Source organism: Mesorhizobium sp. M1295, from assembly GCF_040318135.1.
In the GTDB taxonomy this organism is placed as follows: domain Bacteria; phylum Pseudomonadota; class Alphaproteobacteria; order Rhizobiales; family Rhizobiaceae; genus Mesorhizobium.
This window is the reverse complement of sequence record NZ_JAMYLU010000005.1, coordinates 63085-83416: the sequence shown is the minus strand read 5'-3', so window position 1 is coordinate 83416 and position 20332 is coordinate 63085. Positions and strand designations below refer to the sequence as shown.

General features: G+C 63.5%; 20 protein-coding genes and 1 pseudogene. 15 read left to right on the top strand and 6 right to left on the bottom strand.

Annotated elements, in window-relative coordinates:
* Positions 1–14 precede the first annotated feature (14 nt).
* The 3 genes from trxA (at position 15) to NKH29_RS09715 (ending at position 2284) form a co-directional block, all read left to right on the top strand.
* Positions 15–1007 (top strand): thioredoxin, encoded by a 993-nt coding sequence (gene trxA, locus NKH29_RS09725; RefSeq protein ID WP_352481097.1) that lies wholly within the window; start codon positions 15–17, stop codon positions 1005–1007.
* A 163-nt stretch (positions 1008–1170) separates the two neighbouring features.
* The gene (locus tag NKH29_RS09720) at positions 1171–1842 is read left to right on the top strand and encodes an LON peptidase substrate-binding domain-containing protein (protein ID WP_023720579.1); all 672 of its coding nucleotides are present in this window, start codon (positions 1171–1173) and stop codon (positions 1840–1842) included.
* 205 nt (positions 1843–2047) lie between these two features.
* Positions 2048–2284 (top strand): Trm112 family protein, encoded by a 237-nt coding sequence (locus NKH29_RS09715; protein WP_023720580.1) that lies wholly within the window; start codon positions 2048–2050, stop codon positions 2282–2284.
* An 89-nt stretch (positions 2285–2373) separates the two neighbouring features.
* Here NKH29_RS09715 and NKH29_RS09710 read toward each other — a convergent pair whose 3' ends face one another.
* From NKH29_RS09710 to NKH29_RS09700, 3 genes are read right to left on the bottom strand one after another with little or no spacing between them, the layout of a single operon-like run.
* Positions 2374–5676, bottom strand: a complete 3303-nt coding sequence (locus NKH29_RS09710; RefSeq protein WP_352496001.1) for an error-prone DNA polymerase — start codon at positions 5674–5676, stop codon at positions 2374–2376.
* Positions 5673–7151, bottom strand: coding sequence for a DUF6504 family protein (locus NKH29_RS09705; protein ID WP_352481095.1), 1479 nt, complete (start codon positions 7149–7151; stop codon positions 5673–5675). Before NKH29_RS09705 ends, NKH29_RS09710 begins: the two co-directional genes overlap by 4 nt.
* A complete protein-coding gene (locus NKH29_RS09700; RefSeq protein ID WP_352481094.1) occupies positions 7084–8139 on the bottom strand; it encodes an ImuA family protein in 1056 nt (351 codons plus the stop codon). The genes NKH29_RS09705 and NKH29_RS09700 overlap by 68 nt, the downstream gene beginning before the upstream one ends.
* 183 nt (positions 8140–8322) lie before the next feature.
* Between NKH29_RS09700 and NKH29_RS09695 the strand changes: the two genes are divergently transcribed.
* Positions 8323–8745, top strand: a complete 423-nt coding sequence (locus NKH29_RS09695; RefSeq protein WP_023721935.1) for a metallopeptidase family protein — start codon at positions 8323–8325, stop codon at positions 8743–8745.
* An 87-nt stretch (positions 8746–8832) separates the two neighbouring features.
* Here the strand turns inward: NKH29_RS09695 and NKH29_RS09690 are convergent, their stop codons facing one another.
* On the bottom strand, positions 8833–9039 hold the full coding sequence (locus NKH29_RS09690) for a DUF1737 domain-containing protein (protein WP_023721934.1): 207 nt from the start codon (positions 9037–9039) through the stop codon (positions 8833–8835).
* Between the two features lie 24 nt (positions 9040–9063).
* Positions 9064–9945, bottom strand: a complete 882-nt coding sequence (locus tag NKH29_RS09685) for an HpcH/HpaI aldolase/citrate lyase family protein (protein ID WP_352910377.1) — start codon at positions 9943–9945, stop codon at positions 9064–9066.
* 278 nt (positions 9946–10223) lie between these two features.
* On the opposite strand from NKH29_RS09685, the gene NKH29_RS09680 reads away from it, so the two are divergent.
* The 7 genes and pseudogenes from NKH29_RS09680 to NKH29_RS09650 form a co-directional block, all read left to right on the top strand.
* Positions 10224–11777 (top strand): DUF4153 domain-containing protein, encoded by a 1554-nt coding sequence (locus tag NKH29_RS09680; protein ID WP_352999480.1) that lies wholly within the window; start codon positions 10224–10226, stop codon positions 11775–11777.
* 4 nt (positions 11778–11781) lie between these two features.
* Positions 11782–12474 (top strand): response regulator transcription factor, encoded by a 693-nt coding sequence (locus NKH29_RS09675; RefSeq protein ID WP_352481091.1) that lies wholly within the window; start codon positions 11782–11784, stop codon positions 12472–12474.
* Positions 12475–12548: 74 nt separating this feature from the next.
* Positions 12549–14048: an ATP-binding protein gene (locus NKH29_RS09670; protein WP_502911237.1), complete on the top strand. Its 1500-nt coding sequence runs from the start codon at positions 12549–12551 to the stop codon at positions 14046–14048.
* Positions 14049–14079: 31 nt separating this feature from the next.
* On the top strand, positions 14080–15246 hold the full coding sequence (locus tag NKH29_RS09665; RefSeq protein WP_023721929.1) for an NAD(P)/FAD-dependent oxidoreductase: 1167 nt from the start codon (positions 14080–14082) through the stop codon (positions 15244–15246).
* Positions 15247–15456: 210 nt separating this feature from the next.
* Positions 15457–15852: a hypothetical protein gene (locus NKH29_RS09660; protein WP_352790055.1), complete on the top strand. Its 396-nt coding sequence runs from the start codon at positions 15457–15459 to the stop codon at positions 15850–15852.
* 235 nt (positions 15853–16087) lie between these two features.
* Positions 16088–16963: an MBL fold metallo-hydrolase gene (locus NKH29_RS09655; RefSeq protein ID WP_352999476.1), complete on the top strand. Its 876-nt coding sequence runs from the start codon at positions 16088–16090 to the stop codon at positions 16961–16963.
* A 58-nt stretch (positions 16964–17021) separates the two neighbouring features.
* A pseudogene (locus tag NKH29_RS09650) lies at positions 17022–17187 on the top strand (IS630 family transposase); the annotation flags it as partial.
* Between the two features lie 16 nt (positions 17188–17203).
* On the opposite strand, the gene NKH29_RS09645 reads toward NKH29_RS09650, so the two are convergent.
* Positions 17204–17629: a GNAT family N-acetyltransferase gene (locus NKH29_RS09645; RefSeq protein WP_352496013.1), complete on the bottom strand. Its 426-nt coding sequence runs from the start codon at positions 17627–17629 to the stop codon at positions 17204–17206.
* 166 nt (positions 17630–17795) lie between these two features.
* Between NKH29_RS09645 and leuD the strand changes: the two genes are divergently transcribed.
* The 4 genes from leuD to NKH29_RS09625 all read left to right on the top strand — a co-directional run bounded on the left by leuD (position 17796) and on the right by NKH29_RS09625 (position 20325).
* A complete protein-coding gene (gene leuD / locus NKH29_RS09640; protein ID WP_023721924.1) occupies positions 17796–18401 on the top strand; it encodes a 3-isopropylmalate dehydratase small subunit in 606 nt (201 codons plus the stop codon).
* A gap of 60 nt (positions 18402–18461) precedes the next feature.
* Entirely contained in the window at positions 18462–19391 is a 930-nt protein-coding gene (locus NKH29_RS09635; RefSeq protein WP_023721923.1) for an Ivy family c-type lysozyme inhibitor, read from the top strand.
* A 148-nt stretch (positions 19392–19539) separates the two neighbouring features.
* Positions 19540–19923, top strand: a complete 384-nt coding sequence (locus NKH29_RS09630) for a RidA family protein (protein ID WP_023721922.1) — start codon at positions 19540–19542, stop codon at positions 19921–19923.
* 51 nt (positions 19924–19974) lie between these two features.
* Positions 19975–20325: a VOC family protein gene (locus NKH29_RS09625; protein ID WP_352481122.1), complete on the top strand. Its 351-nt coding sequence runs from the start codon at positions 19975–19977 to the stop codon at positions 20323–20325.
* The last annotated feature ends 7 nt before the right edge of the window (positions 20326–20332 follow it).

The following is a 20332-nucleotide window of genomic DNA, read 5'->3' as shown; positions in this document are numbered from 1 at the left end:
GAAAGGGCGACGAGATGAGCGATAGCAACCCCTTTGGCCGCCCATTTGGCAGCAATGGCGGTCAGTATGCCACCACCGTGCAGTATGGCGGCACCGATGCCGCGCGTGAGAAGGTCGCACTTGCGGAGGTGCCGGCCGACGTCATCAAGGACACCACGACCGCTGGATTTGCCGCCGACGTCATCCAGGAATCGCGCCGCCAGCCGGTGCTGGTCGATTTCTGGGCGCCATGGTGCGGCCCCTGCAAGCAATTGACCCCGCTGCTGGAAAAGGCGGTGAAAGCCGCCGGCGGCAAGGTCAAGCTGGTCAAGATGAACATCGACGACCATCCATCGATCGCCGGCCAGCTCGGCATCCAGTCGATACCGGCGGTCATTGCCTTCAAGGACGGCCAGCCGGTCGACGGCTTCATGGGCGCCATTCCCGAGAGCCAGATCACGCAATTCATCCAGAAGGTCGGCGGCAAGGATGGTGGCGCACCGCAAGTGGCCGAGGCGCTGGCCGCGGCCGCCGAGGCGCGCGAGGCCGGTGACGTGCAGACCGCGGCCGACATCTACGACGCTATCCTGGAACAGGCGCCGGAGACGATCGAGGCGATCGCCGGCTTGGGCGATCTGCTGTTCGAGGCCGGCGATACCGAAGGTGCCGATGCGATGCTGGCGCGGGCGCCGGAGGCAAAGAAGGATGCGCCGCAGCTCGCCGCGCTGCGCGCCAAGATGGCGCTCGCCGCGCAAGCAGCAGTGCTCGGCAATCCGGCGGAACTGGAACGGCGGCTGGCCGAAAATCCCGGGGATCACCAGGCGCGGTTCGAGCTTGCGATGATCCAGAACGCCAAGGGTGATCGCATGGCGGCGGCCGACAATCTGCTGGCGATCATCAAGGCCGACCGCTCGTGGAACGACGATGGCGCCAGAACCCAGTTGCTGCAGCTCTTCGAGGCATGGGGCATGACCGACGAGGCAACGCTGTCGGCACGGCGCAAACTGTCGTCGCTGCTGTTTTCCTGAGCCGGCGCAGACTGTTTTGTCCGGCGGGCTTGCGGTCGGCGGCGGCTGCGCCAGATTAGGTTTTCGGACGGCATTCGATTTCGGGTTTCCGGTGTCGCGCCTTGTGCCGGCCGGGAGGAGACGGGTTTGGTGCGCTTCCTGACGAAGCGATCGGAGGATTGAGGTGCAGGCGGGAAACGCGCATTACCGACTCGCTGCGGACTTACCGTCGACCATGCCGATCTTTCCGCTTGAGGGCGCATTGCTGCTGCCGGGAGGCCGCATGCCGCTCAACATCTTCGAGCCGCGCTATCTGCAGATGGTCGATGAGGCGATCGCCGGGGCGCGGCTGATCGGCATGATCCAGCCCAGCCTCGACGGTGCGCTGCGTCCCGACGGCGAGCCGGAACTCTGCAATGTCGGCTGTGCCGGGCGCATCATCGCGCTGTCCGAGAGCGGCGACGGTCGTTATCTGATTTCGCTGCAGGGCGTGTGCCGGTTCCGCATTGTCCAGGAACTCACCGTCAGGACGCCGTTTCGCCAGTGCCGGTTGGCACCCTTTCTCACCGATCTCGACGACGACCAGGCGGAAGCCGAGATCGACCGGCCGGCGCTGCTCAAAGCGTTTCGCGCCTATCTGCAGGCCAACGATCTGGAGGCCGACTGGGAAAGCGTCAGCCGCGCCGAAAACGCCATGCTGGTCAACGCGCTGTCGATGATGGCGCCCTACGGGCCGGCCGAGAAACAGGCGCTGCTCGAAGCGGCCGATCTAAAGACACGCGCCGAAACGCTGATCGCCATCACCGAAATGGCGCTGGCGCGCGACAATGAGGATTTCGGTTCGAGTTTGCAGTAGGCTCTTGCCTTCTCCCCTTGTGGGAGAAGGTGGATCGGCGCGTAGCGCCGAGACGGTTGAGGGGTGCTGGACGGAGTGCCGTCGGTGCCAAGCTGGAACACCCCTCATCCGACCGAGATTCGCTCGGCCACCTTCTCCTACAAGGGGAGAAGGGAAGTCCGCGCGCGAAACCCCGAAGCGGTTGCCTTGTGGAAGGACGGATCGAATGGCGGATGGACGTGACGGGAACAGGACTGTCGATCCCAAGCTGCTGGAACTGCTGGCCTGCCCGCTGACCAAGGGGCCGCTTGCCTGGGATCCGGAGCGCGGCGAGCTTGTCTCGCGGGTGGCAAAGCTTGCCTATCCGGTGCGGGACGGCATTCCTATCATGCTGCCATCGGAGGCGCGGGTCATCGCCATAGACGATGCCATGCCACCGCCGCGCCTGGGTGGCTCGGAATAAGGGCCGCTCCGCAGCGATCCTTCGCGCCCCCCTTGTCCTGCCGTCATCAAATTCCGCACCGCAGCAACGCTCTGACGAAGACAGGGGGCCTATTGAAAATTGCGTCCCTTGGGCATGACCTTCTCCGCCTTTCCCAATAATTCCGTTTGCGCGATGCTGCCCGGCCGAGCCTCGTCTGTACGGCTCGAAGGCTCAGGTCCTGCCTCTTCCAGCAGCACCGACAGCCACGGCGTCAGATCCTCGACCTTCTCGGCGACGATATGGATGACGTCCGATTCCGATTGCAGCTTGCCGGTGACGCGGATGAGACGTGCGCCCATGACGATGGGGCGGAAGCGGTCGAAAGTCCTTTCCCAGAAAATGATGTTGGCGACCGCATTCTCGTCTTCCAGCGTCAGGAAAATCGCCTTGCCATTGCCCGGCCGCTGCCGCACCAGCACGAGGCCGGCGACCGAAACGCGCCGGCCGTCCCGCACCTGGCCGAGCCGCGCATTGGGCGTGACGCCGGACCGATCCAGCCTTTGACGCAGGAAGGCGACCGGGTGCGCCTTCAGCGACAGGCCGAGCGAGCGGTAGTCGTGGACGACGTGCTCGCCGAGCGGCATTGTCGGGAGCCGGGTTTCAGGCTCGAGATCGCGCAAGCGGATCGCCGGCTGATCGAACAGCGGCAGCTTTTCGGCGGCACTCTTGCCGTCGAGCGCGCGGACCGCCCATAGAGCGTTGCGGCGGTTCAATCCAAGCGAGCGGAAGGCGTCGGCCTGCGCCAGCTTTTCGATCTCGTCGACGTTGAGGCCCGAGCGCAGCCAGACATCGCGCACGGATGTGTAGCCGTCGCCGCGCCTCACCACAAATGCTTCCATGCGCTCCTTCGACAGGCCTTTGACCTGGCGAAAGCCAAGCCGGACGGCATGGCTGGTCCGGATGACACCGCGCATTTGAACATGGCGGTCGAGAATGCGGGCCGGATCGAAAGGCGATTGCTCCAAGGCGCAATCCCAGCCGGAAAAGTTGACGTCGACCTCTCGGATCTCGACGCCATGATCATGCGCGTCGCGGACAAGCTGAGCCGGCTGGTAAAAACCCATCGGCTGGGAATTCAGAATCGCGGCGCAGAACACGTCGGGATAGAAGGTCTTGAACCAGCAGGAGGCATAGACCAGCAGGGCGAAGGAGGCGGCATGGCTTTCGGGAAAGCCGTATTCGCCAAAGCCCTCGATCTGCTTGAAGCAACGCTCGGCGAAGTCTTTTTCGTAGCCCTTGGCAACCATGCCGTCGACCATCCTCTTGCGGTAATTGCCGATCGTGCCGGTGCGCTTGAAGGTGGCCATGGCGCGGCGCAATTCATCGGCCTCGCCCGGCCTGAAGCCGCCGGCAACGATGGCAATCTTCATTGCCTGTTCCTGGAACAGCGGCACGCCCAGCGTCCTGCCGAGTATTTTTTCCAGTTCCGGCTTCGGGTATTCGGGCTTTTCCTTGCCTTGCCGGCGGCGCAGATAAGGGTGGACCATGTCACCCTGGATCGGGCCGGGCCGCACGATTGCCACCTCGATGACGAGATCGTAGAAGTTTTTCGGCCGCAGCCGCGGCAGCATCGACATCTGCGCGCGCGATTCGATCTGGAAGACGCCGATCGTGTCGGCGCGGCAGATCATGTCGTAGACATGTTTGTCCTCGGCCGGGAGAGTGGCCAACACATAGGGTTGGCCATATGCGTCCCGCGCCTCGGGATAATGATCCTGGAGCAGGGTGAAGGCGCGCTGCAGGCAGGTCAGCATGCCGAGCGCCAGCACGTCCACTTTAAGGATTTTCACCGCGTCGAGGTCGTCCTTGTCCCACTCGACCATCTTGCGCTCGTCCATCGCCGTCTTGACGATGGGTACGATCTCGTCGAGCCGGTCCCTTGTGATGACGAAACCGCCGACATGCTGCGACAAATGGCGGGGAAAGCCCATGATCTCGTTGGCGCATTCGATCACATGCCTTGTCGAGGGATCGGTCTGATCGAGGCCGCCGGCTTTTGTCTCCTTTTCGCCGAGCTCCGAGGTCGACCAGCCCCAGATCGAACTGGACAGCGCGCTCCGGACGTCGTCCGACAGGCCCATCGCCTTGGCCACTTCGCGCACCGCAGAGCGGCCGCGGTAGCTGACGACAGCGGCGGCCAGCGCGGTGCGCTTGGTGCTGTATTTGGAATAGATGTACTGGATGACCTCCTCGCGCTTTTCATGCTCGAAATCGACATCGATGTCGGGCGGCTCGTTTCTTTCTTCGGAAATGAAGCGCTCGAAAAGCGTGTCGATCTTGTCCGGGCCAACTTCGGTGATGCCGATGCAGAAGCAGACGATCGAGTTGGCGGCGGAGCCGCGCCCCTGGCAGAGAATGTTCTGGCTGCGGGCGAATTTGACGATGTCGTAGACAGTCAGGAAATAGCGCGCGTAGTTCAGGCGCTCGATCAGAGCGAGCTCCTCCTCGATGCGCTGCGTCACAAAAGCGGGCACGCCCGAGGGGTAGCGGATGGCGGCCCCCTCCTTGGCCAGCCTTTCCAGCTCGGCCTGTGGCCCGAGGCCCGATTCCGTCGGCTCGTCGGGGTAGTTGTATTGCAGGTCACTGAGCGAGAAGCTCAGCTCGCCGGCAAAACGCAGCGTTTCCGCCAGCGCTTGCGGATGCCTGCGGAAAAGCCGTGCCATCTCCAGCGGTAGCTTTAAATGACGCTCGGCATTGGCCGCCAGTTCCAGCCCCACCTCGGCGACGGGCACATTGAGGCGGATCGCCGTCAGCACGTCCTGCAGCGGGCGCCGTTCCGACGTATGGTAGAGCACATCGTTGGTCGCCATCAGCGGGATGCCGGCCAGTTCGGCCATCGCCGCCGCCTGCTCGATACGGAAGCGGTCGCTGCCGCGGTAATCCGGCGAAACCGCAAACCGCAGGCTTTCGCCGAAGCGATCCGTGAGCCGGCTAAGCACAGCAAGGCTATCGGCCGCGCCCGTCGACACATCCGGCAGGATGGCCAGCGACAAGAGATCGCCCCATTCGAGAAGATCGCTTTGTTTGAGAAGCGTTGCTCCCTTTTCGTTTTCGTCGCGCAAATTGGCCTGCGTCAGCATGCGGCAGAGATGGCCCCAGCCCTTGCGGTTCTGCGGGTAAGCGAGAATGTCCGGCGTGCCGTCGCAAAATACCAGGCGGCAGCCGGGATGATAGGAAACACCCTCCACCTTGGCCTGCTGCCAGGCGCGCACGACGCCCGCCACCGTATTGCGGTCGGCGAGCCCGATCGCTGAAAACCCCATGAATTTCGCCGCGACCACCAGCTCCTCCGGTTTCGAGGCGCCGCGCAGGAACGAGAAGTTCGACTGGATGCCGAATTCGGCATAGGGAACGGCTGTCAGCGCATTCATGCGAAGACTCCATGCATGAACCAGCGCGGAGCGGGCTGCGAGGCGCCGTAGAGGCCTTGGCGGTAAAGCCAGTAACGGCGGCCGTCGGCATCCTCGATGCGGAAATAGTCCCGGGTCGGCGCATCTTCCCGTCCCGCCGCCTCTCGCCACCATTCAGGCGCAATGCGCTCCGGCCCTTCGGCGCGCGCGACCCGGTAGAGCGCGCGCCGCCAGCGGAAGTTCAAAGGTGGGCCTTCCGGCATTTCGGTGGCCGGCACCTCGATCGGCTCGGGCGAACGGAAAAGCCGGATCGGCCGTTCCGGCTGGAAGACGGTCGTGGGAGCATCCTTCACCTTGTCCGGCTGCTTCGGCGGCGAGCTTCTCTGCGGCGCTTCGGCGAAGGGAATGGCGGCGACGGCGCGCTCCGGCAGATGGCTCTCGACGGCGACCGGCTTCAAGACCGCGCCTTCGCCGAGCCGGGCGCGGATGCGGTCGGCAAAAAGCGCGATGTCGGCGCCCCCGTCGTTCGTCTCGCCGGCAAGGTCTGCCTGCTGCATGTCGAAGGCGGCGGCGGTCAGCACCGAGAGGCGCACGAGATCGAAACCATAGCCGGCGTCGATATCCTGTTCGAGCGCGGCAAGCCTTTCGTGAAACAATTTCTGGATCAGCAGCGGCTCGCGCAAAGGTCGCGAGGTGCCGACGGCGATGCGGCTGACGCCGCCATCGACGCGAAAGAGCAGCAGCGCCAGCCGCCTTGCGCCCTCGCCGCGACGCTCGAGGTCCTTCTTCAATGTGGCCGCCAGCATGCCTGTCAGCTGCTCGATGTCCTCGGTCAGCATGATCGGCTCGGCGAGGTGGCGTTCGACCGAAAGCGGCGCGACCGGCAGGCGCGGCGACACGGCTTCGTCGAGGCGGCCGAGCGCCTGGTCGAGGCGCAATAGCAGCGATGCGCCGAAGCGGCGGGCCAGCGGCGCGCGCGGTGCCGCCATGACGGCGCCCGCCGTGCGCAGGCCGACGCTTTCGAGGCTGGCGCGGACCTCTGGATCGATGCGCAGTGCCGCCAACGGCAAGGGCGCGAGAAGCGCTTCCTCCTCACCATCGGGAACGATGCGGTCGCCGGCAAACCGCGCCGCCGCCCAGGCCGAGCCCGGCGTGGCGGCAAGCCCGGCGCGGACATCGAAGCCCTGATGGAAAAAACGCGACAGGATGTCGTCCAGCATCGAGCGTTCGCCGCCGAAAAGATGGGTGCAGCCGGTGACGTCGAGATAGAGGCCATCGGCCCCGTCGAGCGCCACCAGCGGGGTATAGCGGTCGCACCAGTCGGCGAGGCCTTCGAGCAGGCGCCGGTCGGCTTCCGGATCGGCCTCCACGATGTCGATCGAGGGATGCATGGCGCGTGCATCGGCTATGCCCATGCCGCGTTTCAGGTTAAGCGCTTCGGCCCGCTCGTCGAGGGCGGCGATGCGCTGGGCGTTCCGGTCGCGGTGACTGATCACCAGCGGCAGGTGATCCGACGGCCGGGAACGCCAGGACCGCCCCAGGCGCTGCCGCAGGATCCTCTCGGCGGCGAGATGTGGAAACCACAGGGACAGGATTCTTTGCCCATTCCTCGCCCCGTCTTTCTTCGAATATGCGTTCATCGGGGTTCCACTCCAGTGTGAATTTTCCGGGCAAGGCAGTGCGGCTCTTGCCGATGGTGATGGTGAAGGCGGGCCGGCCGATCGAGCCGGCGAGCGGCCCGGCGATCGTCTCGCGCGCTGCCGCCGGTGCCGCCGACAGGATGAGGCGGACGGGCGCTGCCGTCGGCTCGGGCTCGCCGGCCTGGCGCAGCAGGAAAAGCGGCCGGCCGGCACTCTGCGCCCGGGCGTGCAGCCGCCGCGTCGCGGTGAGATCCAGCCGCTGCGGGTTGCCACGGATTTCGAGGATGACTGCGGCCAGCGCCGTCATCCTGGCGGCCTCCTCGGCGACCCACAGCGCATCGAGCAGCCTTGGCGCCTCGGAAAACAGCAATTGCTCCGGCTCGATGCCGAAGAAGGCGTGAAGCCCCCCGGCATAGGGAAAGCCGGCCTCGCGGAAAACCTCGGATGTGCCGATCCACAGCACCGGCAGTCGCGGCCCCTGGCTGAGGATCAGGCTGATGAGCGACAGGACAAAACCGGCGACTGCTCCGGCATCGCGGGTCGCGGCGCCATGAAACTCGCTCAGCGCCGCCTTCGGCAGGCCGCCGCTCAGCGCAGCATCGAGGCGCTCGGCACCGGTGCGCAAAAACGCATCGGGCGGCGCCACGGCGAGGCCGCGACGGACAATCGTCAGATTCCGAGCGGGTGTCGGATTCCGAGAGGATGCCAGACTCTGGCGAGGCACATCCGCGTCAAACGACGAACCGGCCGGCGCTTCCAGGCGCTCGGACAAGGTCCCTTCGATCTTCGCGATCTGGCGGCGCAGGGCAAAAACAGTCTCCCGCGCCACGGCGCTTGTCGCCATGACGGTCAGCTTCCACTCACAATTGTTCCTGTTATGTTCCTATAGATTCCAGAGGGCGGCCAAAGAGTCAAGCGGAGTCATGGGGAATTTATTCCTGCCTTGATGGCATGGTCCGGGCGCTCCAGCCCGACCATTTGCCGAGTCCGGCCCGAAAGCCTATATGCCGGGATCAAAGGACAAAGCATGGCTCGCATCTACCAAACACGCATCTGGCACGACCAGCTTTCGCCAACGATGGAGGAAATCGAGCTCCTGGCGCTGGAGGCCTATGCCCATCTGCCGGAGGAGTTTCGCAAGCTGACCGGCGAGATCGTCATTCAGATCGCCGAATTCCCGACCGACGAGATCATGGACGACCTTTCGCTGGAAACGCCCTTCGACCTGCTCGGCCTGTTCGAGGGGCGCGGTATCGCCGAGCGCTGGAATCCGCAGACCGGCGAAGGCCCGAACCGGATCACGCTCTACCGCCGCGCCATCCTCGACTACTGGGCCGAGAACGAGGAGACGCTGGGCGACATCGTCACCCATGTGCTGATCCATGAGATCGGTCACCATTTCGGCCTGTCGGACGATGATATGGAGAAGATCGAAGAGGCAGCGGAGTGACGTCGTTTTGACTGGAGAGCGCAGCGTTCCTTCGCGCCAGCGTCCAGAAGTGTCCCGCATTCGCGGGCACCCGAAGCGATGTCAGCGCTACCAGTCGCTGAGCTTGGTGTCGGGGCCGTATTCCTGGCCTTCGATGTCCTTCACCACCGCCTGGCCGCAGCGCATGGTCTTGGCATTCTTGTCATAGGCATAGGTCGGCGAGCCGAACAGGTGCCAGCCCTTGTTGAGCGCCGCCGTCACCTTGTGGCAGAAGCTGGCGTCGTCCGGGCCGGACAAAAAGCGGTAGAGTTTCATTTTCAATCCCGTCGTGAGTTGCAATCATGCGCGAACAGCGGCGGCCTTCGCCAGCAGTTTTTCGGCCTGCGCCAGATGCAGCCGCTCGACCATCTTTCCGTTCAGCGCAATCACCGCCTTGCCGGTATTTTCGGCGAGCGCGAAGGCATCCTTGATCGCGCCCGCCTCGGCCATCGCTTCAAGCGACGGCGCAAAGGCCCGGTTTGCGGCCTCGATCTGGGCCGGATGGATCAGCGATTTGCCGTCGAAGCCCATGGCGGCCGCTTCCGTGCACTCGCGCGCAAACCCGTCCATATTGCTAAAATCATTGAAGACGCCGTCGAGCAGGTCGAGGCCGCCGGCGCGCGCGGCGAGCACCATCTGCATCAGCCACGGCACGAGATAGCGCCGGTCGGGCGTGGTGAGAATTCCGGTGTCCTTGACCAGATCATTCGTTCCGGCAACGAAACAAACCAGTCGAGAGGCTGGGTCGCGGCCAAGCTCGGCGATCGGGCCGATGTTGAGCAGCGCCTTGGGTGTCTCCATCATCGCCCATAGCTTGACCTCGTCCGGCGCAAAATTGTCGTCGAGAACGTCACCGGCCTCGAGAATGTCGCGCGGCGTGTCGACCTTGGGCAGCAGGATGGCGTCGGGAGCGCATTTTGCCGCAGCCAGCAGATCGTCGGCGCCCCATTCGCTCGACAGCGCATTGATGCGCACAACCATCTCGCAGCGCCGGTTGGAACGGCCGGCGAAAATCCCCGCCAGTTTTTCGCGCGCGGAAAGCTTGTCGGCCGGGGCGACGGCGTCCTCGAGATCGATGACGACGGCATCGCAGGCCAGCGACCGGATCTTGGCCAATGCCTTGTCGTTCGAAGCCGGGACGTAAAGCACCGAGCGGCGCGGGCGGGAGGGTTCGGCAGTCATGTCCGATCTATGCCGCCTGCAGACGGCCGAGGCAAGCCGTGCATAAAAACTGCACGCAATTTCGGAAAATCTCCTCGTCTCCGCCCCGCTTGCCACCCGACAGAATGCGACAAGGGCGGCATGCAAGAGCAAACAAATTGCCGTTGGTCCCTGCCGTACCGGCTTCGCCGCGACAGCTGGTGGCTTGTCGATCCGCCCCCGGCAAACCTCCTCCCTTTCGTCCGCAAATCCCCGCCCAGATATTCCGGCCGCATCAAAGCGGCCGAGAAAGCCCGATCGTGACAGCGTTCGTCACGCCGGCGCCGAGCTATTGCAGCCGCTTCGGCGTTGCCGTCCTGCTCGTCGCGCTGGCCGATTTTTTCTTCTATAGCCAACCGGCCGGCATCACGCTTTTCCTGTTCGGCGTTGCGATTGCCACCACGAGCATGGCTGTCCATCCTCTCGGCTCCTTCAACGATGGCAGGCCCTGGTTCAAGCCAGTTGCGCTGCTTGTGGCGCTGCTGCCGCTCGCGGAAAATGTCAGTGCGCTGTCCGTCTCGATCGGGCTGGCGGCGCTGGCCGTCTTCGCGCTTTCGCTGGCTGGGCGGTTGAAGCACGGGGTTGCCCGCATTGCCGGCCAACTCTCGCTATTCCTGCTTGCAACGCCCTTTCGGTTCGTCCTGGATTTCTTTCGCTGGCGCAAGGCGGCCCGGCAGCTTGGCCGACGGCGCGTGCGCCTTGCGACGATTGCCGTCTGGGTCATGCCGCTAAGCCTCGGCGCGGTGTTTCTCGCGCTGTTCGGCGCCGCCAATCCGGTCGTCGAATACTGGCTGTCGCTGATCGACCTAATGGCACTGCTCGAGCTCATCCAGCTGCCGCGTCTCGCCTTCTGGCTGTTCGTGCTGGTCGGCGTCTGGGCCTTTCTGCGCCCGCGCCTACCGCGCTTTCTCCGCTCCATTCCGCGTGTGCTGTCGCCTGTGCCTGTCGGCCGGGCGACGACAAAACCCGCCAAGGCGATCGAGGACATCATCTTCGGCAAGGCCGCGATTCTTCGTGCGCTGGTCGTCTTCAACATCCTTTTCGCGATGCAGACCGCGCTCGACGCCACCTATCTGTGGGGCGGCATCGCGCTTCCCGACGGGCTGACCTACGCCGCCTATGCGCATCGCGGCGCCTATCCCTTGATCATCACAGCGCTGCTCGCAGCTGGCTTCGTCCTGGCGGCGCTGCGGCCGGGCAGCACGACCTCCAGCGATCCGCTCATCCGCCGGCTGGTCTACGTCTGGGTGGCGCAGAACATCGTGCTGGTCATCTCGTCGATCCTGCGGCTCGACCTCTATATCGGCATCTACGCGCTGACCTACTGGCGCATCGCCGCCTTCGTCTGGATGGGACTGGTGGCGGCGGGCCTTGCCCTGATCATCGCCCGCATCGCGTTCGAAAAATCCAATGAATGGCTGCTTTCCGCCAATCTTCTGACGCTTTCAATGACGCTCTATGCCTGCTGCTTCGTCAACTTCGCGGCGCTGATCGCCAACTACAATGTCGAGCACTCATTCGAAATGACCGGCCAAGGCACCGAACTCGATTTCTGGTATCTGCGTACGCTCGGTCCCAGCGCCTGGCCGGCGCTCGACCGTTTCCTCGAGCATCAGGGCAGGACGAATGCGGCCAGCGTTTCCTCGTACCGCGAACTCGCCCGTTTGCTTGGGCAGGACGAGGCCCGCTACCGCGCCGGCCTAGAAAACTGGCGCGCCTGGAGCTTTCGCGACTGGCGGCGCCTTCGTGCTCTCGACACACGTATCCCGTTCGTGGTTCCTCCGATGTCCGAACCCTTCATGCCGGGCCGCTGATTTGATGCCGCACCACATACTGGTCGCCGACGACGATCCGCACATTCGCGAAATCATCTGCTTCGCGCTCGAAAAGGCCGGCATGAAGACGCTGGCGGTGCCGGACGGCGCGGCTGCCTTGCAGGCGATCGAACGCCGCGCGCCCGATCTCGTCGTGCTCGACATCGGCATGCCGGAAATGGACGGGCTGGAAGTGTGCCGGCGGCTGCGCCACACATCCGACGTGCCGGTGCTGTTCCTGTCCGCGCGGGATGAAGAGATCGACCGCATCCTCGGGCTGGAAATGGGCGGCGACGACTATGTCACCAAGCCGTTCAGCCCGCGCGAGCTGGTCGCCCGCGTCAACGTCATCCTGCGCCGCGCCCGGCCTGCGCCCGAACATGCCGACGATCGGCAATTCTCGCATGGCAGACTGGCCTTAGTGCCGGCAAGCCATACAGCCAGCTTCGACGGCAAGCCGCTGGTGCTGACGGGCATCGAATTCGCGATCCTGAAAGGGTTTTTGGCGCGTCCCGCGCATGTGCTCGGCCGCGACATGGTGATGGCTAATGCCTATGCTGCCAATATCCACGTCGCCGACCGCACCGTCGACAGCCATGTCCGCAACATCCGCGCCAAGCTGGCGGCGGTCGGCTGCGTCGATGCAATCGAGACCGTGCATGGCGTCGGCTTCCGGCTCGGCAAATGCGGCGCGTGAGCGCCCAAGAACGGATTGGCAGCAAATGGCGGCCACGGCTTGCCACGGTCGTCATTGCCATCCTGATCATGGTGATGGCACTGCCGCTGGCCGGCCTGTTCTTCTTCCGGCTGTACGAGAACCAGCTGATCCGCCAGACCGAGGCCGAGCTGATCGCGCAAGGTGCCGCCCTTGCCGCGATCTATGCGCTAGAGGTCCGTGAGGCCGGCCTTGCCCCGGAAAAGCTCGGCACACCCATGCCTCCACCCAGTACAAGGGATCGGGCTTCTGCCTACCAGCCGATCGAACCGCGCCTCGATCTTGCGTCCGACAGGATACTGCCGACCCGGCCCGCGGCCACGGCGGCCAGCGTCGATCCTGCCTTCGCGGCAATCGGCGCGCGGCTGTCGGGCATTCTTGCCGAGACGCAGAAAACCACGCTGGCCGGCTTTCGGCTGCTCGATCCCAGCGGCGGGGTCATTGCCGGCCGCGAGGAGGCCGGCCTGTCGCTCGCCGCGGTCGAAGAGGTTCGCGCAGCGCTTGCCGGCCGCTACGCCAGCGCGCTCAGGCTGCGGGTTCCCGACCAGCCATCGCCGCCGCTCTATTCGGTCAGCCGCGGCACCAAAGTCCGCGTCTTCGTCGCCATACCAGTTGCGGTCTCCGGCAAGGTCGCCGGCGTGGTCTATCTGTCGCGGACGCCGAACAACATCGTCAAGCATCTCTTTGGCGAGCGCGGCAAGGTGGCGCTGGCGGCAATCGCCATCCTCGGCGGCACGCTGCTGATCGGGCTGGTCTTCCTGCGCACCGTCAGCCGGCCGATCTATGCACTGATCGAGCGCACCGAGCGCATCGCCGCCGGCGACCGTGAGGCGATCAGGCCGCTTGATCACCACGGCACGCGCGAAATGGCGGCGCTCTCCGCGGCCTTCCTCGACATGGCCGAAAAGCTGCATGCGCGCTCCGACAGCATCCAGACCTTCGCCACCCACGTCTCGCACGAACTCAAATCGCCGCTGACGGCGATCCAGGGGGCAGCCGAACTGCTGCGCGATTCGGGCGGCGCGATGGACGAGGCCGAGCGGCGGCGTTTTTCAGACAATATCGTCACCGATGCCGGCCGGCTCAATCTGCTGGTGCGCCGCCTGCTTGACCTTGCGCGTGCCGAAAATCTCGAGCCCAGCGGCCAAGGCACATCACTCGCTCCGGCACTGGCGCTGCTGCCGGCCGACCACAGGCTGGCGGTGCGCCTCGAGGCGGGCGCCGATATCGGCCTGCGCATATCGGCCGAAAACGCCGCGATCGTGTTGGCCAATCTCATCGACAATTCGGCGCGACACGGCGCGACGCTGGTCTCGGTCACGGCAGCAAGCGCGGACGGCAAGGCCACCATTGTGGTGGACGATGACGGCGCCGGCATTTCGCCCAGCAACCGAGGCCGCATCTTCGAGCCGTTCTTCACCACGCGCCGCGATTCCGGCGGCACCGGCATGGGCCTCGGCATCGTGCTGGCCCTCCTGAAAGCGCATGATGGCACGATCCGGCTGGTTGACTCGGCGAGCGGCACGCGCTTCGAGATCATCCTGCCGGCGGCGTGACTCGGCGGTTCAGACCGGAAGGGCGAAAAAGGTGCATTACGACATCATCATCATCGGCGGAGCCATCGTCGGCTCCTCGGTCGCCTATTATCTGCGCGAGGAAGGGTTTTCGGGCCCGATCGCGGTTGTCGAGCGCGACCCGCAATTTTCCCATGCGGCGACAACGCTGTCCTGCGCCTCCATCCGCCAGCAGTTCTCGATCCCTGAAAACATCCGGCTGTCGCAGTTCACGCTGAAACTGTTCCGGCGGTTGAAGGAAGAATTCGGGGCGGACGCCGATATCGGCTTTCGCGAAGGCGGCTATCTGATCCTTGCCGGCGAAAACGGGCTGCCTATCCTGCAGGCCAACCACGAGGCGCAGATGGCCGAGGGCGCCGACATCGTGCTCGAGGATGCCGAGGCGCTTGTTCGTCGGTTTCCGTGGCTATCGGCCGAGGGTATCACCGCCGGGGCCTACGGCCGCAGCGGCGAGGGCTGGTTCGACGCGCATGCGATGCTGATGCTGTTCCGCAAGGCGCTGCGGACGAAGGATATCGACTTCATCACGGCGTCGGTGACCGGCATCGAGCGGCAAGGCGGCCGCGTCACCGGTGTGACCCTCGAAAATGGCGAGCGGCTTGAGGCCGGCATCGTCGTCAATGCTGCCGGGCCGAATGCCGGCAAGGTGGCAGCAATGGCCGGGCTGGCGCTGCCGGTGGAGCCGCGCAAGCGCAATGTCTTCGTCTTCGAGGCGCGCGAAAAATATGACGACATGCCGCTGCTGGTCGACCCGAGCGGCATCTATGTCCGGCCGGAAGGTTCGGTCTACATCACCGGCGGCGCCGAGCCGGAAGAGGGCGAAGGCCCCGCCGACCCCACAGATTTCGAACCCGACTGGCCGCTGTTCGAAGAGGTGATCTGGCCGGTGCTGGCGACCCGTATTCCGGCCTTCGAGGCGATCAAGCCGACGCGCGCCTGGGTCGGCCATTACGACTACAACACGCTCGACCAGAACGCGGTGATCGGTTCGCATCCCGAGGTCGGCAATTTCTTCTTCGCCAACGGTTTTTCCGGCCACGGCTTGCAGCAGGCGCCGGCGGTCGGCAAAGCGCTGGCCGAACTGATCGTCCATGGCGGCTATCGCACGGTGGATTGCTCGGCGTTTGGGTATAGCCGTGTCGCTGAGGGGCGGGCGTTTCGTGAATTGAACGTGATTTGAGGGAAGGCCGCCCAGAATAAGCCGCTCTGTCGAGTTCCCGCCCTCCCCTCTGTCCTGCCGGACAGAGGGGAGGCTGCCCCGCCGATATCAAAAGTCCGCACGCTAGTAGTCAAAACCTGACGCTTGGTACCCGAAACGGAATACCGCTGCCGACTCATTTCGGACATCTAGGGCAGATACTTAAAGAGCCATGGAAAGCAGGAATTTGACTTGACCTCCACTAGTTGGAAGGCACTTTCAGTGTTGATGTTCGCAATTATCCCATTCTCTGGATGCAGCAACGACCCTGAGTCACCGGAGAACAAACGTATATACTCTGTTCGCCAGCATCAGGAGTTTGAATTACGTCAGCAGAATAATCGTGCCAATTATTTTTTTGGCAAGCGAGTAACGGATACTGAAATCAATACTTTCGCCTTCCCTCTCGCCGGTGAGGCGAAAGGCTATGTAGTGTTTTATGCCACGCCCGAAGAGGGTGGGTTAATTCTGTCGGTTCCGCAGCAATATGACGATATCAGTCTGACGAAGCAGACGCTTGAAGCCATCGTTGATAAAGGCCTCATCTCAAAGCCGCTTGAAATTCACCTTGCGTCACGCGCGCACTGAGCGCTTTGCCAAAAAGTACATGGTAGCGTCCGCTTTCCACCCTGAGCGGGCTTACGGCCCCGGAACCAAGCGTCAGATTTCGACCACTAGTGGTTAAGTTCTAACGCTTGGTACCCGATCGTGAGCGCGGCCACATCGCGAGCGCTCCTTCTCCTACAGGCAGAAATGTCTGACGCCATCTGGCCGCAAATGTTATCTCTAGCGATCCGTCCTCGATCGAAGAAGGATGCAGTCAGTGGATGACTGGAGAATCGGGAATATCTGGATAACCAGAATTCTGGAGATGTGCGACCCTCTGCGGACGCCGTCGGAATGGTTTCCCGACTGCACCGATGAAGCGCTCGAACCGCATCTTCATTGGCTCACGCCGCGATTAATATCGCCTGCAACCGGCCGGCTTATTCTTCCCATCCAGAGTTTTCTTGTTCGTACCGGACACCACACCATTCTGGTCGACAGTTGCGTCGGCAACGATAAGACGTTCGCATACTTCCCCCATTGGCATCGCCGCAATGACGGCACCTTTTTGGAGCGCCTGGCAAATGCAGGTGTTGCTCCCGAGCAGATCGACTATGTGCTGTGCACCCATCTTCATGTCGACCATTGCGGTTGGAACACACGATTGGTGGACGGGCGTTGGATACCGGCATTCCCGAACGCCCGCTACATCATGGCGCGGCGCGAGTTCGAGGCCGCACAGGCGGCCTCCGGTGATGACGAAGATCGGACCTATGAGGACAATGTGTTGCCAATCGTCGAGGCTGGTCGGGCTGTGCTTGTCGATATGGATTATGAACTCGATGGCGAAGTGTGGCTGGAACCGACGCCGGGCCACACCCCGGGGCACGTAGCCATCGGCCTGAAATCTCGAGGCGTAGGGGCAGTGTTTTCCGGCGATCTCATGCATTGGCCGATGCAATGCATATACCCTGACTGGAGCTTTCGGTACGACACGGACCCTGACCAGGCACGTCGGACGAGATGGGCATTCCTGGAGGCTTGCTCGGACAATGGCCGCATCGTAATGACGTCGCATTTTCCCTTGCCGTCGGTGGGAACCATCTCGCGACGCCAGTCATCATTCTGGTTCGAGGATCAGCAGCCGCCGTAATCGCCGAGGACGCCGACTGGGCGATCGCCCTCGGCCACCCGCACTTGTCGAAGCGCCGCTCAAGCGCGGCGTCTTTCACTCGGTGGTCGACCTCCAGGGCGGCAATCTACCCCTTCCTCGCCGAGCACAACCAGCAGCCCAGACCCTTCATCTGGACCGCCGACCCCGACAGGATCGCCGCCGCGGTCAAACGCGGGCACCAAACGTTAGATTCGATCCACTAGCTGGCAAGGCAACGCGTCAGCGCTTGCGGTCGAACCAGAACGCGTCGGACACGCGCTTCATGCCGATGCGCTCATAAAAGCCGACGGCGTCGGGCATGGAAATCAGGCTTATGGCAACGGAAGGCCCGAGTTGCCGGCGCGCTTCATCAAGCAGGCCCTTGCCGATGCCGAGCCCTTGCGCCGATTTGCAAACGGCGAGCTCGGAAACGTAACAGACCCACGAGAAATCGGTAACACCGCGGGCAACACCGACCAGCGGCTTGCCTTCTGTATCGAGACGCGCGGTGAGCACCAAATTGGCCCCTGACAGCATCGCGTTCAATCGGGTGTCGTCATCGACGGGGCGATTGGCGCCGAGGCCGGATTCCACCAGAACGCGGCGGAACTCGGCGATGCCGAGACCCGGTTCGCTGGCGTAGAGGACCTTGGATCGCGTTGTCATGTCGACAAAAGTGCACCATGGGCCGGTGGTTTTGAAGCTGTTTTGTACCGATCTTGCGTTTCGATCGACGACGGAGGTCCAAAAACAGCCGCCTTTTATTTGCCCGCGGCTTTGTGTAAACCGGGCGCCAGCAATTTCCCGCAACAAGAAGAAGACGGGCAAGGACATGGAAAAATTCACCAAGCTCACCGGCGTCGCCGCGCCGATGCCGATCGTCAATGTCGACACCGACATGATCATCCCCAAGGATTATCTCAAGACGATCAAGCGCACCGGACTCGGCACCGGCCTGTTCGCCGAAATGCGCTACAAGGACGATGGTTCGGAAAACCCGGACTTCGTGCTCAACAAGCCGGCCTACCGCAAGGCGCAGATCCTGGTCGCCGGCGATAATTTCGGCTGCGGCTCGAGCCGGGAACATGCGCCGTGGGCGCTGCTCGATTTCGGCATCCGTTGCGTCATCTCGACCTCGTTCGCCGACATTTTCTACAACAATTGCTTCAAGAACGGCATCCTGCCGATCACCGTCAGCCCGGAAGATCTTGAGAAACTGATGGACGATGCTTCGCGCGGTTCGAACGCGACGCTGTCGGTCGATCTGGAGGCCAAGGAAATCCGTGGGCCTGACGGCGGCGTGGTCAAGTTCGACCTCGACGAGTTCAAGCGCCATTGCCTGCTCAACGGGCTCGACGATATCGGCCTGACCATGGAAAAAGCCGGCGCCATCGCTTCGTTCGAGAAGAGGAACGCCGCTGAGCGCCCCTGGGCCTGAGCGGTACGATGCCCCGGCCGCGACAGGCCGGGTTCGTGGCGGCTGAACGGAGGGACAGTCATGACACGTTCGCTTCTTGTCGGCGCCTGCGCGCTGGCGTGGATTCTGATGCCGGTGGCTGGCGCGCATGCACAGACCGACATGGTGCTCGTGCCGGCTGACGATGCGCCCGGCAGGGCCGCCGACCAGGGCGCGTTGAGCAATGCGGCCCTAGCCGACAATGACAAACAGGCGCCGATCCCGTTCGAGGGCGGCCAACTGACCATCACCCAGGAGGAAGAGTACGGGGAACGGGTGCTCGCCTTCGACGGCAAGGAACTGGCGCGCAATTACGACGTCTTCTTCGACAAGATCGTCGAGGTCGGCGGCGTCAAGGTGGCGCTGGTCGATGTCGGCGACGGCGGCAATCAATGCGGCCCGGCCAAGGTGATCGTGTGGAAGCCGGAAGGCGGCACGATCCAGACGGTCACGGTCGAGCAGGATGAATGCGGCGCACCGCCGGCCGCGATCTCCGACAGCGCCATCTATTTCGTACCCTATCTTTTGCCGGGCGATTCCAAGCCGGCGCTGCAATGGTCGCCGACGGCCGGGCTGACGACCTCGGGCAATCTCACCTATATGCCGGAGCCGGGCACCGACTGGAAGGACGTCGATCCGTCGAAATACGACAACGTCATCGATGCCTTTCACAACGAGGCTGTCTACAGGCTAGCCGAGACGCTGCTCGGCAAGGACATGCCCGACATGGCGACTAGCCTGCTGGTCGGCGGCGGAACTGAGAAGACCGCTTCGGGCGCCTTTTTTGCCAGCGGCTGCGTGCCGCATGATTGCGGCGGCAATGACGGCTTCATGGCGGTCGACCCGGTCAAGCACAAGCTCTATTTCGCCCGCCGCGGCGACAAGCCCGAGCCGGACGCGTGGCCAGCGGTGAGTACATGGCCGGCCGACGTCAAGGAAGCGCTGGACAAGGCGCTGGGGTCGGCGAATTAGGTACTTTTGCAAAGCGCAGTGACCACCACGCCTTGGACGAGAGGGCTTTGTCGAGGCGGGAGACTCATAACAACCGTCAGTTCTATCTGGCCCATGGCGGGATCGGCTCGTTCCCTGCAAGATATCCGCGACGATTTGCGGAGGACCCATGCGAAAACTGATCTCCACCGGTTCGCCCTTCGAAAAGACCGCCGGCTATTCGCGCGCCGTGGTGCAGGGCGACTGGTGTTTCGTGTCCGGAACGACCGGCTACGATTATGCGACCATGTCGATGCCGGAGACCGTGGAGGCACAAACGCGCAATTGCCTGACGACGATCGCCAAGGCGTTGCGAGATGGCGGCTTCGAAATGGCTGACGTGGTGCGGGCACATTACTACATCACCGATGCGGCTTTCGTAGATGTGGTGTTCCCGATCCTCGGCGAGGCGTTTGGCGAGATCAGGCCGGCAGCAACGATGATCGTGTGCCAGCTCAACAAGCCGGAAATGAAGGTCGAGATCGAGGTGACGGCGCTGCGGCGCACAGCCTGATGCCTGTCACGGTTGCGACAACGACACGGTTAGCACGAGGATCGGCCCATGGTGAAGGTCAGACGCATCGTTGCAAACATAGACACGCAGGATATCGCGGCGGCAAAACCCTTCTATCAGGATGTGCTCGGCCTCGATCTCAAGATGGATATGGGCTGGATCGCTACCTATGGCTCGCAAGAGACGATGTCCGTGCAGGTCAGTTTCATGGCCGAAGGGGGATCAGGAACGCCGGTGCCGGACATCTCTATCGAAGTCGACGACGTCGATGCCTCGCTTGAAAGCATGAGGACGGCCGGCTTTATCATCGAGTACGGTCCGGCAGACGAACCCTGGGGCGTGCGGCGCTTCTTCGTGCGCGACCCGTTCGGCAGGCTGGTGAATATCCTTTCGCATCTGTAGACGTTTT